The organism is Saccharothrix luteola (assembly GCF_020859565.1).
Classification (GTDB): domain Bacteria; phylum Actinomycetota; class Actinomycetes; order Mycobacteriales; family Pseudonocardiaceae; genus Actinosynnema; species Actinosynnema luteola.
On record NZ_JAJHUO010000006.1, the window covers coordinates 173,028 to 189,267 of the forward strand.

General features: G+C 73.2%; 14 protein-coding genes. 4 read left to right on the forward strand and 10 right to left on the reverse strand.

Annotated elements, in window-relative coordinates; genetic code table 11:
• Positions 1 to 11: 11 nt before the first annotated feature.
• Complete coding sequence (locus LNK82_RS10265; protein WP_230566698.1) at positions 12 to 500, forward strand: hypothetical protein; 489 nt, start codon at positions 12 to 14, stop codon at positions 498 to 500.
• A gap of 37 nt (positions 501 to 537) precedes the next feature.
• Here LNK82_RS10265 and LNK82_RS10270 read toward each other — a convergent pair whose 3' ends face one another.
• From LNK82_RS10270 to LNK82_RS10295, 6 genes are all read right to left on the reverse strand, one after another.
• Entirely contained in the window at positions 538 to 1,092 is a 555-nt protein-coding gene (locus tag LNK82_RS10270) for a regulatory protein RecX (protein ID WP_372470461.1), read from the reverse strand.
• A gap of 36 nt (positions 1,093 to 1,128) precedes the next feature.
• Positions 1,129 to 2,172 (reverse strand): recombinase RecA, encoded by a 1,044-nt coding sequence (gene recA, locus LNK82_RS10275; RefSeq protein WP_230566699.1) that lies wholly within the window; start codon positions 2,170 to 2,172, stop codon positions 1,129 to 1,131.
• A 172-nt stretch (positions 2,173 to 2,344) separates the two neighbouring features.
• Positions 2,345 to 2,539, reverse strand: coding sequence for a DUF3046 domain-containing protein (locus LNK82_RS10280; protein ID WP_230566700.1), 195 nt, complete (start codon positions 2,537 to 2,539; stop codon positions 2,345 to 2,347).
• Between the two features lie 61 nt (positions 2,540 to 2,600).
• Positions 2,601 to 3,362, reverse strand: coding sequence for a glucose 1-dehydrogenase (locus tag LNK82_RS10285; protein ID WP_230566701.1), 762 nt, complete (start codon positions 3,360 to 3,362; stop codon positions 2,601 to 2,603).
• A gap of 81 nt (positions 3,363 to 3,443) precedes the next feature.
• The gene (locus tag LNK82_RS10290; protein WP_230566702.1) at positions 3,444 to 4,292 is read right to left on the reverse strand and encodes a helix-turn-helix transcriptional regulator; all 849 of its coding nucleotides are present in this window, start codon (positions 4,290 to 4,292) and stop codon (positions 3,444 to 3,446) included.
• Between the two features lie 24 nt (positions 4,293 to 4,316).
• Positions 4,317 to 4,778, reverse strand: a complete 462-nt coding sequence (locus LNK82_RS10295; RefSeq protein WP_230566703.1) for a cupin domain-containing protein — start codon at positions 4,776 to 4,778, stop codon at positions 4,317 to 4,319.
• Positions 4,779 to 4,849: 71 nt separating this feature from the next.
• On the opposite strand from LNK82_RS10295, the gene LNK82_RS10300 reads away from it, so the two are divergent.
• Together LNK82_RS10300 and LNK82_RS46665 are read left to right on the forward strand one after the other, a co-directional pair.
• On the forward strand, positions 4,850 to 5,689 hold the full coding sequence (locus LNK82_RS10300) for a LysR family transcriptional regulator (protein WP_230566704.1): 840 nt from the start codon (positions 4,850 to 4,852) through the stop codon (positions 5,687 to 5,689).
• Positions 5,690 to 5,698: 9 nt separating this feature from the next.
• Entirely contained in the window at positions 5,699 to 5,824 is a 126-nt protein-coding gene (locus LNK82_RS46665) for a hypothetical protein (RefSeq protein WP_268996229.1), read from the forward strand.
• Here the strand turns inward: LNK82_RS46665 and LNK82_RS10305 are convergent, their stop codons facing one another.
• Both LNK82_RS10305 and LNK82_RS10310 read right to left on the reverse strand, forming a co-directional pair.
• Positions 5,825 to 7,042, reverse strand: a complete 1,218-nt coding sequence (locus LNK82_RS10305) for an MFS transporter (RefSeq protein ID WP_230566705.1) — start codon at positions 7,040 to 7,042, stop codon at positions 5,825 to 5,827.
• Between the two features lie 51 nt (positions 7,043 to 7,093).
• On the reverse strand, positions 7,094 to 9,025 hold the full coding sequence (locus tag LNK82_RS10310) for an Hsp70 family protein (RefSeq protein WP_230566706.1): 1,932 nt from the start codon (positions 9,023 to 9,025) through the stop codon (positions 7,094 to 7,096).
• 216 nt (positions 9,026 to 9,241) lie between these two features.
• On the opposite strand from LNK82_RS10310, the gene LNK82_RS10315 reads away from it, so the two are divergent.
• The gene (locus tag LNK82_RS10315; RefSeq protein WP_372470454.1) at positions 9,242 to 13,786 is read left to right on the forward strand and encodes an ATP-dependent helicase; all 4,545 of its coding nucleotides are present in this window, start codon (positions 9,242 to 9,244) and stop codon (positions 13,784 to 13,786) included.
• A 656-nt stretch (positions 13,787 to 14,442) separates the two neighbouring features.
• Here the strand turns inward: LNK82_RS10315 and LNK82_RS10320 are convergent.
• Positions 14,443 to 15,438, reverse strand: coding sequence for a 1-aminocyclopropane-1-carboxylate deaminase (locus LNK82_RS10320; protein ID WP_230566707.1), 996 nt, complete (start codon positions 15,436 to 15,438; stop codon positions 14,443 to 14,445).
• A 1-nt stretch (position 15,439) separates the two neighbouring features.
• Positions 15,440 to 16,084 carry a GntR family transcriptional regulator gene (locus tag LNK82_RS10325; protein ID WP_230566708.1) on the reverse strand — a complete coding sequence of 215 codons (645 nt, stop codon included), beginning with the start codon at positions 16,082 to 16,084 and terminating at the stop codon, positions 15,440 to 15,442.
• Positions 16,085 to 16,240: the final 156 nt, after the last annotated feature.

The window sequence follows — 16,240 nt, forward strand, 5'->3', positions numbered from 1 at the left end:
ACGCTCACGGGGTGATCACCGGCGGGGGCGGGAACGCCAGGCAGGCGGAGACCGACGGCGCGGGCGGGCGGTTGTGGCTCAGGGTCAGCGCGGTGTTGTGCTGGCTGTGCGCTCTGATCCCACTCGCGGTGTGGTACCTCGAAGACCTCGACTGGCCGTGGTGGGCGCTGGTCGGCGTGGTCATCGCGATGGTGGTCCTGGCGGCCCTCGGCGGTGACATGTGGGCGACGGCGAACCGGGCCGAGGCGGACACCGCGCGGCTGCGGCAAGCCGGTCGGCCCGCGATCGCCGAGGTCGTCGGGTTGGAGGTGGTCCACCAAGAGGAAGGGCCTGACACCTCGGTGCTGAGCCTGCGCATCGGCGGTGACGACGTGCCGCCGTTCGACGCGACCTACCGCGGCCGGCACCGGCCGGACCACCGGGTGGGCGCCCGCTTCGACGCGGTGGTCGACCCGACCGACAACCTGTTCGCCCTCGAGCCCCGCCTCGGCCCGCGATGACCGGTCGCCGCACCCGATCCCGGCGGCGGTCCGCCCTTCAGTCCTGAGCCAGGTCGTCCAACGTCGTGGTGTCCTCGCCCGCCCGGCGCAGTTCCTCGCGGACCACGCGGTAGGCCAGGCCTTCCCCGTAGCCCTTGCGGGCCAGGGCGGCGACCAGGCGGCGGATCTTGGTGGTGTCGTCCAGGCCCGCCATGGTGCGCAGCTTCTTGCGCACGAGGTCGCGCGCCCGGTCTTCCTCGGCCTCGTCGTCCACCGCGGCGACGGCCTCGGCCGCCACCTCGTCCGCCACACCCTTGCGCCGCAGTTCCACGGCCAGGGCACGGCGGGCCAGGCCCTGGTGCGCGTGCCGCGAGCGGACCCAGACCTCGGCGAACGCGGCGTCGTCGATCAGGCCCGCCCGGTCGAACTTGGCCAGCACCAGCTCGGCCGTCTGCTCGCTGATGCCCTTGCGCAGCAGGGCGTCCTTCAGCTCGACGCGGGTCCGGGCCCGGGCGGTGAGCAGCGCGTAGCAGATGTCCGTCGCCTTGCGCTGCTCCTTCGCCGGGTCGACCGGGCGCGGCTCGGCGTCGTCGGCCGAAGGGTCGCGGGACAGCCCGCGACCACGGCCACCTCGTCCCGCCACGCCGGCTTAGAACTCGACCGGCGCCGCGGCGGGCTCCTCGGCGTCGAGGGTGGCACCGATGCCCAGCTTGTCCTTGATCCGCTTCTCGATCTCGTTCGCCACGTCCGGGTTGTCGCGCAGGAACTTCCGCGCGTTCTCCTTGCCCTGGCCCAGCTGGTCGCCCTCGTAGGTGTACCAGGCGCCGGACTTGCGCAGGATGCCCTGGTCGACACCCATGTCGATGAGCGAACCCTCACGGCTGATGCCCTGGCCGTAGAGGATGTCGAACTCGGCCTGCTTGAACGGCGGGGCCACCTTGTTCTTCACGATCTTGACCCTGGTGCGGTTGCCGACCGGCTCGCCGCCGTCCTTCAGGGTCTCGATGCGCCGCACGTCCAGCCGCACCGACGCGTAGAACTTCAGCGCCTTGCCACCGGTCGTGGTCTCGGGCGAGCCGAACATCACGCCGATCTTCTCGCGCAGCTGGTTGATGAAGATCGCGGTGGTGTTGGAGTTGCTGAGCGCGCCGGTGATCTTGCGCAGCGCCTGGCTCATCAACCGGGCCTGCAGACCCACGTGGTTGTCGCCCATCTCGCCCTCGATCTCGGCGCGGGGCACCAGGGCCGCCACCGAGTCGATGACCAGGATGTCGAGCGCGCCGGAGCGGACCAGCATGTCCGCGATCTCCAGCGCCTGCTCGCCCGTGTCGGGCTGGGAGACCAGCAGCGCGTCGGTGTCGACGCCCAGCTTCTTCGCGTACTCCGGGTCGAGCGCGTGCTCGGCGTCGATGAACGCCGCGATGCCGCCGGCCCGCTGGGCGTTGGCCACGGCGTGCAGCGCCACCGTCGTCTTGCCCGAGGACTCGGGGCCGTAGATCTCGACCACGCGGCCGCGGGGCAGGCCGCCGATGCCGAGCGCGACGTCGAGCGCGATCGCACCGGTGGGGATCACCTGGAGCGGGGCGCGGACCTCGTCGCCGAGCCGCATGACCGAGCCCTTGCCGTACTGCTTGTCGATCTGGGCCAGGGCCAGTTCGAGGGCCTTGTCCCGGTCGGGTGCCTGGGGTGCCATCTGGAAGTCCACCTCGGAGTGTCTTGGGTTCGCGGTGCGATGTCGGGGCCGACGTTACGGGTGGGGTCCGACATTTTCCGGTGGGGACCAGGTCACCCGCGGGGTGCTGTCACCCGGTCGTGTCGGGGAGTGTAGCCGAACAGGTGTTCGACCACTTGGTCGACACGCCGGGTCACCGCCGCTGTTCCGGCACGTCGAAGGCGTCGCAGACGGCCAGCCAGATCTCCTTGGCCGACAGACCCGCCTCCAACGCCTGGTCGGGAGTCCGACCGCCGAGGGCGGACAGCACGTGGTCCCGGGCCACCATCTCCGCCCTGACCTGGCCGAACTCCCTGGCCATCAGCTTGCGGAACATCGTGATGCGCATCGGGTCCAGCCTAACGCGCGGCCACCCGGACCGGACCGCCGACGTCGTCGAGCGGAACCGGTCAACTCAGAGCGGCGGCGACCAGGCCACCGTCGACGACCAGGTCCTGCCCGTTGACGTAGGACGCCTCACCGGAGGCGAGGAACGCGACCGCGGCGGCGACGTCCTCGGCGGTGCCGATCCGACCGGCAGCGACCGCGGCGACGACGGCGGCTCCCGCCTCGGCGGAGACGTTGTCGTGGAACATCGGGGTCTCGATGTAGCCGGGGCTGACCGAGTTCACCCGCACTCCCCTGGGCGCCAGTTCGGCCGCCAGGGTGTGCGCCAGGTTGTGCACGGCCGCTTTGGTCGCCGCGTAGAGGGACGCGCCGGGCAGACCGCGGTGCAGCGTCCACGACGCGTTGATCACGATCGAGGCGTGGTCGGACAGCAGCGGGAGGGTCTTCTGGACGGTGAAGAACACACCTTTGAAGTTGATGTCCACGAGGCGGTCGAACTCGGCCTCGGTGACGTCGCCGCTCGGCTGGAACGACGCGACGCCCGCGTTCGCGAAGACCACGTCCAGCCGCCCGTGCCGGTCCCGGATCGCGTCCGCCAGCGCGTCGAGGTCGGTGAGGCTCGCCACGTCGCCGCGCACCGCGAGGACGGAGTCACCGCCTTCCAGCTCTTCGACCGCGGCGTCCAGCCGGGCCTGGTCGCGGCCGGTGACGACCACCCGCGCGCCCTCGGCGAGCAACCTCCGCGCGACGGCCAGCCCCATGCCGCTCGTGCCGCCGGTGACGAGCGCGATCTTGTCCTTGAACCGGGAAGTGCTGTGCGTCATGGCACCCAGCGTGCCGACCGGCGTCGAGGGCAGGCAGTGCGCGCTCAACCCGGGAGTGCCACCACCACCTTCGCGCGCCGATCAGACCGGGACGGCCGCGTGCGCCAAGCGTTCGAGTTGTTCCTCCGTCCCGGTGCCGGGCCGCGGGTTGCACAGCTCCAGGTACCGGTCCGAGCCGTCGGCCACCGCCAGGGTCGTCACGTCGAAGACCAGGTCACCGGCCTCCGGGTGGCGGATCGCCTTCACCGCCTGCACCTGCGCGCCCACCTCGTGGCGCGCCCACAGCTCGGCGAACTCGGCGCTCACGGCGCCGAGCTCGTCGACCACCCGGTCGAACCCGGGGTCGCCGGGCGCGTGCGCCGCGTCGGCCCGGAAGGCGGCGACGACGACCGGCGCGACCGACGCCCAGTGGACGTGCATGTCGCGGTACCGGGCATTGGTGAAGAACGTGACCAGGCAGTTGTGGTCGGTGTCGTCGTAGCCGAACACCGTCCGGGTCGCGTCGTTGATCGCGAGCAGGTTCCAGTACCGGTCCCGGAGGATCGCGGGCCGCGGCAGCCACGCGTCGAGCAGGCGCCGCAGCTCCGGGCTGACCTCGTCACCTCGCGCGCCACCGACCCGCGGCGGGTTGAGCCCGGCCAGCAGGTACAGGTGCGCGCGTTCGAGGTCGGTCAGGCGCAGCGCCCGGCTGACCGCGTCGAGCACCTCCGACGAGACCGTGATGTCACGGCCCTGCTCCAGCCACGTGTACCAGGACACCCCGACCCCGGCCAGCGCGGCGACCTCCTCGCGCCGCAACCCCGGCGTCCGACGCCTGCCCACCGCCACCACGCCGACGTCCGCAGGCGTGAGCCGCGCCCGGCAGGTCCGCAGGAAGTCGCGGAGCTGCTCGCGCCGACGCGGTCGGACCGCAGGGGATTCGCTGGTCATGCGCCACGGTAACAACGGGCCCGGTCAGCGCGCCGCCGTCCAGGCCGGGCTGTCGACGTAGTGGTTGTCGAACCGGTCCTGCGAGTCGCGGATCTCCTGCGGGCTCGCCTCGCCGCGCTGCACGCGGTCGAGTAGGCGGTAGTAGTCGAACCGACCCACGCCCGGCGTGAAGACGTACAGGACGTCCGCGTCGGCGCCCTTGAGCGCGCCGAACGCGTGCGGCACGCGTGGCGGCACCACGAGGAAGTCGCCGCGCTCCAGGGTCACCACGTCCTGGTCCAGCAGCACCTGGAGCGTGCCGTCGAGCACGAAGAACAGCTCCGAGGCGCGGGTGTGGAAGTGCGGCGGCGCGCCGTCGGCGCCGTCGCGGAAGGTGGACCGGTTGCTGGTCAGGCCGTCGAGGTCGGCGAGGAGGGTGACCACGGCGGCGGGGTCGGCGTCGAGCTTCTCGGCCTGGTCGGCGCGGACGAGCAGGGTGTTTTCCATGAGGTCGAGACTCGTCGCGGCGCAGGCGCCGAACAACGACGACGATCGAATGGAACGATAACCTGAGGGTTATGGAACGACGTGACCTGGAGGTTTTCCTGGCGCTGGCGGAGGAGCTGCACTTCGGCCGCACCGCCGAGCGGCTGCACGTCTCCCAGGCGCGGGTCAGCCAGTCCGTCAAGCAGTTGGAACGCCGCATCGGCGCGCCGTTGTTCGAGCGGACCAGTCGAAGGGTCGCGCTCACGCCCATCGGCCGCCGCCTGCGTGACGACCTGGCGCCGGCCCACAAGCAGATCGTGGACGGCATAGCGCGCGCTGTGGAGGCCGCCCGCGGCACGTCCCTGCTGCGCGTCGGGTTCGAGGCGCCTGCCCTCGCCGATCTCGTCTCCGACGTCCTCGACACGTTCCGCGCCCGCCACCCCGACAGCCGGGTGCGCGTGCGGGAGGCGCCGTTCACCGACCCGTTCTCGCTGCTCAGGGCCGACGAGGTGGACGTGCTGGTGACGTTGTTCCCGGTCCGCGAGCCGGACCTGACGTCCGGGCCGGTCGTGCACGAAGAGCCCTTGGTGCTCGCCGTGTCCGACACCCACCCGTTCACGCGGCAGGAGTCCGTGACCCTGGAAGACCTGGCCCGCGACACGGTCTTCCGCGCCGCCTACTGGCGCGACACGACGCCGAAGGGCGCGCCGATCAAGCGCGGTCGGGACGTCACGACGTTCCAGGAACTGCTCACCGCGATCGCCGACGGCGAGGGCGTCTGCCCGCTGGGCGCGCACGCGGTCGGCTACTTCGCCCGCCCGAAGATCGCGTTCCTGCCGCTGGTGGGCGCGCCGCGCCTGGCCTGGGGCATGGTCTGGCGCACGGCGGGCGAAACGGTCCGCGTGCGCGAGTTCGCGGCGGCGGCGCGCTAACCTCGACGGGTGCTGTTGTTGCAGGAAGACCCCACGGGCATGTCGTCGCCGATCGCCACGATCGCGGTGATCGCCGGTCTCGTCGCGGCGATCGTGGTCGGCCTGCGCGCGCTCTGGTACAACCGCAAGCGCTGATCACCACACCCGCTGCGACGACGCGAACAGGCACGTCATCAGCAGCGGCAGCGCGGTGAACCCGACGACCAGGCCCAGCGCGGCGTAGGACCACGCGGTCACCACGACGCCCGCCACGACGCCGCCGAGCGCGCCGCCGACGTTCATGCACAGGTCCGACAGGCCCTGCGCGGCCGGCCGGTCCACCACGTCGACCGACTCCGTGAGCAGCGCCGATCCCGCCACCACGCCCGCCGACCAGCCGAACGCCAGCAGCGCCATCCCCGCGGCGAGCTGCGGCGCGTCGTGCGACGGGGCCATGCCCGCGATGCCGGACGCGGCGACCACGAGCGCCGCGCCGATCGCCAGCACCGGCACCCGGCCGAGCCGGTCGGCCATCCACCCGAACAGCGGGCCGGCCGCGTACATCGCGGCGACGTGCAGGCTGACCACCACGCCCACGACGCGCAACGACGAGCCCCCGTGCTCCATGTGCACGGGCGTCATCGACATCAGGCCGACCATCGCCGTGTGGCACAGCGCCAGGCCGCCCAGCGCGAGCTTCCCGGCGGCGGGCAGCGACCGCCACACCGCCACCGACCGCTTGGTGCCGGCCGCGGGCGCGACGGCCGCTTTCGCCACCGTGAGCGGATCGGGCCGCAGGAACCGCAGGACGACGAGCGCGGCCAGGCCGAACAGCACCGCCGACAGCAGGTACGGTCCGGCGCCCACCGGCAACCCCAGCCGCACGGCCACCTGCCCCGCCGGGTCGGCCAGGTTCGGCCCGACCACCGCGCCCACCGTCGCCGCCCACACCACCAACGCCACCGAGCGCGCTCTGTGGTGCGGGTGGGCCAGGTCCGCGCCCACGTACCGGGCGGAGAGGTTCGCGCCGGCCGCCGCGCCGAACAGCACGAGCGCGACCAGCAGCACGTGCCACGAGCCGAGCACGACCGCGCACGCCGCCACCGCCGCGCCCACCGCGCCCGCGCCGTAGCCCAGGACCAGCGCCGGACGGCGTCCGCTCCGGGCCGCCAACCGGGCCGCGGGCAGCGCGAACACCGCCGCGCCCAGCACCGCGGCCGTCTGCGCCATCCCGCCGACCGCGTCGGAGTCGGCGAGCACGGCCGCGATGAGCGTGCCGACCGCCATGCCGATGGCGACGCCCGCCGCACCGAGGACCTGGGTCACCGCCAGCACCCGCAGGACCCTGCGCTGCACGGCGTCGACCACAGTCATGATCTTGAGGGTGCCAGGGCGGAACGAGCCCTACCAGCCACCGTCCGGGTCTCAGGTGCCGGGTTGGACCGCGGCCTCGAAGAAGTCCGCGACCTGGTCGGCGGTCAGCTCCTCGCCACCGCTCTTGGTCACGATGCCGAGCAGCGGCAGGTCGTTCGCGGTGAACACGAGCAGCCCGAGCCCGCCGTCCGCGGCGGCCCGGTACTTGCCGGTGAGGCCGTTGCCGGCCCACTGCGCCTCGACCATGTCGGTCTTGAGCGACCGCACGACGGCCTCCGCGCCGTGCTGCGCGCCGACGACCGTCTCGGTGAGCACGTACTGCACCGAGTAGTCGTCCTTCACCGCGCAGCTGACCACGGTGCCCTTGATGCCGTCGACGCCGCCCACGCCGGGCGTGCCGCCCGCCTTGCACGTGCTGGTGTCCGGGATCGTGCCCGCGAGCAGGCGCAGGCACTCGGTGAAGCCCTTGTCGTCCTGCTGGGTGTCGTTCTTGCACTCCTGCGCGCTGGGCACGCCGGGTCCGTTGAGCGCGAAGATGCCGCCGACCACGGCCAGCACGAGCACCACGGCCGCGCCCGCCGAGATCAGCACGGTCCGGTTGGGCTTCTTCCGCTCCGGCTTGGTCTGCGCGCGGGGTGCGACGGTCGGGAAGTTGAACTGCTGCGGCCCGGTCTGCGGGTAGACCTGGTACGCGCCGCTGGCGTTCGGGTTCACCTGGTAGGCGCCGCTGGCACTGGGGTTGACCTGGTACGCGCCGCTCGCGCTGGGGTTCACCTGGTACGCGCCGCTCGCGCTCGGGTTCACCGGGTGCGCGCCGCTGACCGCCGGGTTCGGCTGCTGGAACGCGCCGGACGGCGGGGTCACCGGCTTGGTGACGACCGTGTCGGGCTCCATTGGCCTGGCAGGCTCCTGGGACCGCGGCGTGACGCCGTTCTTGGGCACGTGGTGCGCGCCGAGGGCGACCGAGGTCTCGGGCTGGTCCAGGCTCGTCGGCACGATCCGCACCTGCTCGGCGATCATGGTCGCCACCAGCGGGATCCGGCTGGCGCCGCCGACCAGGTAGATGCCCGCGAGCTGGTTGGGCGCCATGCCGGTGGAGCGGATCGTGGACTCCAGCAGCTCCACGCTGCGCATCATGCTCGGCCGGACCAGCGCTTCCAGGTCGGACCGGTTGACCAGCACGTCCTCGAACGGCTCCGGCATCGGCACCTCGGTGTGCGCGTGCCGCGACAGCGACTCCTTGGCCGCGCGCACGTCCTCCTGCAACGTGCGGCGGGCCCGGCGGTCGGCCGTCGACTCCGGGCGCAGCAGCCGCTGCCAGGCGGCCGGGTCGCGGTGCGAGACCTGCCGGCCGACGTGCTCGAGCAGCGCCTGGTCGACGTCGAGGCCGCCCAGGTCCGGCAAGCCGTCCTCGGCGAGCACGGTGAAGCCGCTCTGGGTGGCGCCGACGATGGCCACGTCGAACGTGCCCGCGCCGAGGTCGTACACCGCGAGCGCCTGGCCGACGGCCAGCGAGGCGTAGTGGGAGGCAGCGGCGACCGGCTCGGGCACCAGCACGATCTCGCCGGTCACGCCCGCGAGGCGGGCCGCGGACAGCAGCACGTTGCGGCGCGTCGGGCCCCACTGCGCGGGGTGGGTGAGGCGGACCTCGTCCAGCGGCTCGCCGCCCAGCTGGCGGGTGGTCTCGTCGAGCACGCGGCGCAGCACGGCGGCCAGCGCGTCGGTGACCGGCACCACGTTGTCGCCCAGCAGCAGCACGCCGTCGTCCACCCGGCGCTTGGGGTTGGGCTCGAAGCGGGCGGGGTCGAGGCGGGCGCGGCGCTCGGCGTCACGGCCGACGACCAGCGTGCCGTCCTCTTCGCAGTAGACGGCCGACGGCATGGTGGCCGAGCCGTCCACCTCCACGACCCTGGGCGGCCGTCCGTGCGCCGCGAGCACCGCGACGGTGTTGGAAGTGCCCAGGTCGACGGACAGGACGCGCACGATGGATACACCCCTCAGGTTCAAGCCGTGGGTGATCGTGCCACAGGCCGACCACCGCGCGAGGTCGCGTCGGTCGTTCGTGACTCATTTTCCGGCGATCACGCTTTTCGATCGTCGGAGAATCAGGCGCGAACGACCGACTTCCGGGCGACCTCGCCCGCGACGCCGGAGGCGGCGCAATCCGAAATTGTCGGACCGCTGGTTCAAGATGTGGGGGTGGATGTTCTGGCCGCGTTCTCCCCCGCGACCCGGCAGTGGTTCGCCGGGGCCTTCGCCGCGCCCACGCCGGCGCAGGCGGGCGCGTGGGAGGCGGCGGCGGCCGGTGAGCACGCGCTGGTCATCGCGCCGACGGGGTCCGGCAAGACGCTGGCCGCGTTCCTCTGGGCGCTCGACCGGCTGGCGTCCACGCCGAAGCCCGACGAGCCGAAGCGGCGGTGCCGGGTGCTGTACATCTCGCCGCTGAAGGCGCTGGCGGTGGACGTGGAGCGCAACCTCAGGGCGCCGCTGGCGGGCATCCGGCAGGCCTCCCACCGGCTGTCGCTGCCCGAACCGGACGTGACCGTCGGCATGCGGACCGGCGACACACCGGCGGACGCGCGGCGTGCGTTCGCCCGGACACCGCCGGACGTGCTGGTCACCACGCCGGAGTCGCTGTTCCTGGTGCTCACGTCGGCCGCGCGGGAGTCGTTGCGCGGCGTCGAGACGGTGATCGTCGACGAGGTGCACGCGGTGGCCGGCACCAAGCGCGGCGCGCACCTCGCCCTGTCCCTCGAACGGCTGGACGCGCTGCTGGAACGGCCCGCGCAGCGGATCGGGCTGTCCGCGACGGTCCGGCCGGTCGAGGAGGTGAGCGCGTTCCTCGCGGGCGGGCGGCCGGTGCGGGTCGTGCAGCCGAAGACGGCCAAGACGATCGAGGTCCAGGTCGAGGTGCCGGTCGAGGACATGTCGGTGCTCGGCGAGCCGACCGGCGAGGTGTCGGGCTCGGCGGCGGGAGCGGAGCAGCGCGCGTCGATCTGGCCGTCGGTGGAGCAGCGGATCCTGGAGCTGGTCCGGGAGCACCGGTCGACCATCGTGTTCGCCAACTCGCGGCGGTTGGCCGAACGGCTCACCGCGCGGCTCAACGAGCTCGCCGAGGAGGCCTTCGAGCTGGAGCGGTTCCCCGCCGAGGCGCCCGCCCAGTCCGGCGTCACGACCCAGCGCTCGGCCGCGATCGCCCGCGCCCACCACGGCTCCATGTCGCGCGAGCAGCGGGTGGTGGTCGAGGAGGAGCTGAAGTCGGGGCGGCTGCCGTGCGTGGTGGCGACGTCGTCGTTGGAGCTCGGCATCGACATGGGCGCGGTCGACCTGGTGGTGCAGGTGGAGGCGCCGCCCACGGTGGCGTCCGGGTTGCAGCGCGTCGGCCGGGCCGGGCACCAGGTTGGCGCGGTGTCGCGCGGGGTGATGTTCCCGAAGTTCCGCGGCGACCTGGTGTCGTGCGCGGTGGTGGCGGAGCGGATGCGGGACGGCGCGATCGAGGCCGTGCGGTACCCGCGCAACCCGCTGGACGTGCTGGCGCAGCACGTCGTGGCCATGGTGGCGATGGAGACGTGGACGGTCGAGGCGCTGTCCGGGCTGGTGCGGCGGGCCGCGCCGTTCGCCGCGCTGCCGGAATCGGCCCTGCAGGCCGTGCTCGACATGCTCGCGGGCCGCTACCCGAGCGAGGAGTTCGGCGAGCTGCGGCCCCGGATCACGTGGGACCGGATCACGGGCGAGCTGCGCGGCAGGCCGGGTTCGCAGCGGCTGGCGGTGACCTCGGGCGGCACGATCCCGGACCGGGGCCTGTTCGCGGTGATGACGCCGCCGTCCGAGCGCGGCCCCGGCTCGCGGGTCGGCGAGCTGGACGAGGAGATGGTCTACGAGTCGCGGGTGGGCGACACGTTCCTGCTGGGCACGTCGTCGTGGCGGGTCGAGGACATCACCCACGACCGGGTGATCGTGGTACCCGCGCCGGGTCAGCCCGCGCGGATGCCGTTCTGGAAGGGCGACGCGCCGGGCCGTCCGCTGGAGCTGGGGCGGGCGTTGGGGAAGTTCCTGCGCGAGGTGTCCACGATGGACGACGCGAAGGCTTCCGAGCGGACGGCGTCGGCCGGGCTGGACGCGTGGGCGACGTCGAACCTGCTGGCCTACCTGGGCGAGCAGCGTGAGGCGACCAGGCACGTGCCCAACGACCGGGTCGTGCTGGTCGAGCGGTTCCGCGACGAGCTGGGCGACTGGCGGCTGGTGGTGCACTCGCCGTTCGGGGCGCAGGTCAACGCGCCGTGGGCGTTGGCGATCGCGGCCCGGCTGCGGGAGCGGCGCGGCATCGAGGTGCAGGCGGCGCACTCCGACGACGGGATCGTGATCCGGCTGCCCGACGCGGTCGACCTGGACGGCGCGCAGGTCGTGGCGGGTGCCGACGACGTGCTGCTGGACCCGGAGGAGGTCGAGCAGGTCGTGGTGGCCGAGGTGGGCGGCTCGGCGCTGTTCGCGGCCCGGTTCCGGGAGTGCGCGGCGCGGTCGCTGCTGCTGCCCCGGCGAGACCCGCGCAAGCGCTCGCCGTTGTGGCAGCAGCGGCAGCGGGCGGCGCAGCTGCTGTCGGTGGCGGCGAAGTACGAGAGCTTCCCCGTGGTGCTGGAGGCGATGCGCGAGGTCTTGCAGGACGTGTACGACGTGCCCGGCCTGCGTGAGCTGATGACCGACATCAGGGCACGGCGGGTGCGCGTCGTGGAGGTGGAGACGCCGTCGCCCTCGCCGTTCGCGCGCAGCCTGCTGTTCGGGTACGTCGGGATGTTCCTGTACGAGGCGGACGCGCCGCTGGCCGAGCGGCGGGCGGCGGCGTTGTCGCTGGACTCGGCGCTGCTGGCGGAGCTGCTGGGCTCGGAGGCGATCCGGGAGCTGCTCGACCCGGAGGTCGTGGAGGAGGTCGAGCGCAACCTCCAGCGCCTGGCGCCGGACCGGCACGCGCGTGACGCGGAGGGTGCGGCGGACCTGCTGCGGTTCCTCGGCGACCTGTCCGAGGCGGAAGCCGCGGAGCGGGGCGTGCGGCCGGAGTGGCTGGCGGACCTGGTGGCGCAGCGGCGGGCGATCCGGGTGCGCATCGCGGGCGAGGACCGGGTGATCGGGATCGAGGACGCGGGGCGGGTGCGCGACGCGTTGGGCGTGGCGCTGCCGGTGGGCGTGCCGGAGGTGTTCACCGAGCCGGTGGCCGACCCGTTGGGCGACCTGCTGGGGCGGTACGCGCGCACGCACGGGCCGTTCCCGGCCGTGGAGGTGGCGGAGCGGTTCGGGCTCGGTGTGGCCGTGGTGACCGGGGTGCTGGAGCGGATGGCGGCGACCGGTCGGCTGGTGCGCGGTGAGCTCAGACCCGGTGGGACGCACACCGAGTACTGCGACGCCGACGTGCTGCGGCGGTTGCGGCGGGCGTCGTTGGCCCGGCTGCGGGCCGAGGTCGAGCCGGTGGAGCCCGCGGCGCTGGGCCGGTTCCTGCCGGGCTGGCACGGCGTGGGTCGGCGGCTGCGGTCCGCGCCGACCGTGGACGACGTGTACTCGGTGGTCGAGCAGCTGGCGGGCGCGCCGCTGCCCGCGAGCGCGGTGGAGTCGCTGGTGCTGCCCTCGCGGCTGCCCGGCTACAGCCCCGCGCTGCTGGACGAGCTGACCGCGTCCGGCGAGGTGACGTGGACCGGGTGCGGCTCGCTGGCCGGCGGTGACGGCTGGATCGCGCTGGCGCCGGCGGACGTGGCCGACCTGCTGCTGCCGGACCTGGTGCCGGAGGCGATGCCGGACTCGTCGCTGCACACCGCCGTGGTGGAGGCGTTGGGCGGCGGCGCGTTGTTCTTCCGGCAGGTGGTCGACCGGGTGTCGTTGCAGGGTCCGACGACGGACGGCGAGGTCGTCGGCGCGCTGTGGGACCTGGTGTGGGCGGGCGTGGTCACGAACGACACGTTGGCGCCGTTGCGGGCGCTGGTCGCGGGCGGCGGCACGGCGCACAAGCCCCGGCGGGCCGCGCCACGTGGCCGGTACGCGCGGATGCGGGCCGGCAGACCGGACATGCCCAGCCGAACCGGGCCGCCGACGGTGGCGGGCCGGTGGTCGCTGGCCGTGGTGCCCGCCGTGGACGCGACGCGGCGGGCGCACGCGCGGGCCGAGGCGTTCCTGGAGCGGCACGGCGTGCTGACGCGTGGCGCGCTGGACACCGAGCGGGTGACCGGCGGGTTCAGCGGCGTGTACCGGGTGCTGCGCGCGATGGAGGAGTCCGGGCAGGTCGTGCGCGGGTACGTGGTCGAGGGGCTCGGCGCGGCGCAGTTCGCGGCCCGGGGCGCGGTGGACCGGCTGCGGGCGTCGTCGAGATCGCCGGGGCAGGAGCACGCGGGCACGCCGGACGCCGTCGTGCTGGCCGCCGCCGACCCGGCGCAGCCCTACGGCGCGGCGCTGGCCTGGCCGGAGCCGTCGGGCGAGGGCAAGCACCGGCCGGGCCGCAAGTCCGGAGCCTTGGTCGTGCTGGTGGACGGGCTGGCCACGCTCTACGTGGAGCGGGGCGGCCGTTCGCTGCTGTCGTTCACCGAGGAGGAGGCGCCGTTGCGCGCCGCGGCGCAAGCCCTGAGCCGAGTCGTGCGCGACGGCTGGCTGGGGCAACTGGCGGTGCAGCGCGCGGACGGCGAGGTTGCGCTGGGCTCCCGCCTGGCGGTCATCCTCCAGGACGCAGGCTTCCGCGCCACCCCCAAGGGATTGAGGCTGCGCGCGTGACATCCACCGAGATCACCCGAAAGGGGAAGCGAACCGGAAACTTTCGGCACACCATTGACGTTGCCGGGATGGAAAGGAGGCGGCGGCGCACGGCGACCGGTCTCACGCGACCAACCAAGTGGCCTCACGCGACCAACTACCAACCACCGACCTCACGCGACCTGCCTCCGCCACCGAGCACACGCCGCTGACACCACCGACCACACGCGGCAGACCACACGCGGCAGACCACACGCGGCAGACCACACGCGGCAGACCACACGCGGCAGACCACACGCGGCAGACCACACGCGGCAGACCACACGCAGCCTGCCTCATCGGCCACTGGACTGGCCTTCGACGGCCTGGTCGAGTTCGCCCACGAGCTCGACGAGCACGAACTGCCCCTGGCGTTCCGACGGCACTTGGACGAGGCAGCTCGCGAGACGGGGCTGTACGACGCAGCACTGCACCCACCGCACCTCGCCTCGCACCTCGCCTCGTCTCGCCTCGCCTCGCGCCTCACCTCCGCCGACGTCTGCCTCCGCCACCTGGCCACCGCCACGCCACCCTGCCACCGCCACTGAGCGCGACCCGGGCGGCCGGGGAAACTCACGCGGCCAGGCCGCCGGGAAATCGGCGGCCGGGAAATCACGTGACCAAGCGACCGGGGGCGCTCAGCGGAACAACGCGCTGTAGGCGTTGAGCGCGGGTTGGCCGCCCAGGTGGGCGTAGAGGACGTCGGAGTCGCGCGGGATTTCGCCGGTGGAGACCAGTTCCACCAGGCCCGCCAACGACTTGCCCTCGTACACCGGGTCGGTGATCATGCCCTCCAGGCGGGCGCCGAGCTTCATGGCGTCCACAGTGGACTCACCCGGCACGCCGTAGATGCCTTCGTGGAACCGGTCGTCGAGGATGACATCTTCGTCGGTCACCTTCACGCCCAGCAGGTCGGCCGTGTTCTTGGCGATGCGCGTGATCTGCGCACGGGTGTCGCACGGCTCGGCGGAGGCGTCGATGCCGATCACCCGCCGGCCGCTGCCCGCGAACCCGGCGACCATGCCCGCCTGCGTGCTGCCGGTCACCGAGCACACGACGATCGTGTCGAACCGCACCCCCAACTCGACCTCCTGCTGCTCGACCTCGGCCGCCCACCCGGCGAACCCGAGCCCGCCGAGCGGGTGGTCCGACGCGCCCGCCGGGATGGCGTACGGCTTGCCACCGGCCGCCCGCACGTCCTCGATCGCCTGCTCCCACGCGGGTTTCACGCCGATGCCGAAGCCCGCCTCGACCAACCGCACCTCGGCGCCCATCAGCCGGCTGAGCAGGATGTTGCCCACCCGGTCGTACACCGCGTCCGGCCAGTCGACCCAGCTCTCCTGCACCAGCACGCACTTCAGCCCGGCCCGCGCCGCCGCCGCGGCGACCTGGCGCGTGTGGTTGGACTGCACGCCACCGATCGACACCAACGTGTCGCAGCCCGTCGCCAACGCCTCCGCCACCAGGTACTCCAGCTTGCGGGTCTTGTTGCCGCCGTAGGCCAGCCCGGAGTTGCAGTCCTCCCGCTTGGCCCACACCCGCGCGCCGCCGAGGTGCCTGGTCAGCCGCTCCAACGGGTGCACCGGGGACGGGCCGAAGGTCAGCGGGAAACGCTCGAAATCGCCCAGCGCCATGTCAGTTCTCCTCAACCGGGAACAGGTCTGCCAACGTCGCCCAGTTCCGCTCGACCAGCCGTGCCGCGAGGTCGGCGTCGGCCGCGGCGAAGGCGGTGATGATCTCGTCGTGCATCGCCACCGAGTGGCGGCCGGTCGGCGCGGCGAACCGCAGCCGTTCCAGTCTGCGCACCAGGGGCGTGTAGCGCTCGATGGTGGCCGTGAGGGCGAAGTTGCCACCACTCCGCACGGCCACCGCGTGGAACTCGTCGTCGGCGGCGAGCGCGGCCGGCACGTCGCCGGAGGCCAGGGCGTGGGCGAACACCGTGTTCGCGGCACGCATCGCGTCCAGGTCCGCCTCGACCAGGCGTGGCGCGGCCAGCCGGGCGGCGAGCGCGTGCATGGCCTGGACGACGACGTGCGCATCCCGCACCGCCGCCGCGTCCAGCGGCGTGACCCGCGTGTAGCTGTGCGGCTTGCTCTCGACCAGGCCTTCGTCGGTCAGCCGCGCCAACGCCTCGCGCACCGGCGTCCGGGACAGCCCCAGCCGTTCGGCCAGCTCCACGTCCTTGATCGGCACGCCGGGCGCCAGGTCGCCGCCCAGGATCGCCTCGCGGATCGCGACCAACGCCTGGTCGCGGTACAAGGCGCGGCTAATATATTGCATACCGGCGCACTGTAGACGGTCACCGCCAAGATCACCAGAAGTCGTGCGACCACCGGCAAGACCGGCCAGCGGGTGTAGCGCACTGCGGGTTGGAGCCGACGGGGTAGGGCGGAAGGCGGGTGGAGCGGACGGCGGCCCGTTGGGCCGGGGCTCAAG

What these genes read in the sequence shown, in the direction of transcription:
- LNK82_RS10300 (WP_230566704.1), top strand. Translation starts at nt 4,850, where the DNA reads ATGGAACGACGTGACCTGGAGGTTTTCCTGGCGCTGGCGGAGGAGCTG.
- LNK82_RS10290 (WP_230566702.1), bottom strand. Translation starts at nt 4,292, where the DNA reads ATGACCAGCGAATCCCCTGCGGTCCGACCGCGTCGGCGCGAGCAGCTC.
- LNK82_RS10295 (WP_230566703.1), bottom strand. Translation starts at nt 4,778, where the DNA reads ATGGAAAACACCCTGCTCGTCCGCGCCGACCAGGCCGAGAAGCTCGAC.
- LNK82_RS10320 (WP_230566707.1), bottom strand. Translation starts at nt 15,438, where the DNA reads ATGGCGCTGGGCGATTTCGAGCGTTTCCCGCTGACCTTCGGCCCGTCC.
- LNK82_RS10285 (WP_230566701.1), bottom strand. Translation starts at nt 3,362, where the DNA reads ATGACGCACAGCACTTCCCGGTTCAAGGACAAGATCGCGCTCGTCACC.
- LNK82_RS10325 (WP_230566708.1), bottom strand. Translation starts at nt 16,084, where the DNA reads ATGCAATATATTAGCCGCGCCTTGTACCGCGACCAGGCGTTGGTCGCG.
- LNK82_RS10305 (WP_230566705.1), bottom strand. Translation starts at nt 7,042, where the DNA reads ATGACTGTGGTCGACGCCGTGCAGCGCAGGGTCCTGCGGGTGCTGGCG.
- LNK82_RS10280 (WP_230566700.1), bottom strand. Translation starts at nt 2,539, where the DNA reads ATGCGCATCACGATGTTCCGCAAGCTGATGGCCAGGGAGTTCGGCCAG.
- recA (WP_230566699.1), bottom strand. Translation starts at nt 2,172, where the DNA reads ATGGCACCCCAGGCACCCGACCGGGACAAGGCCCTCGAACTGGCCCTG.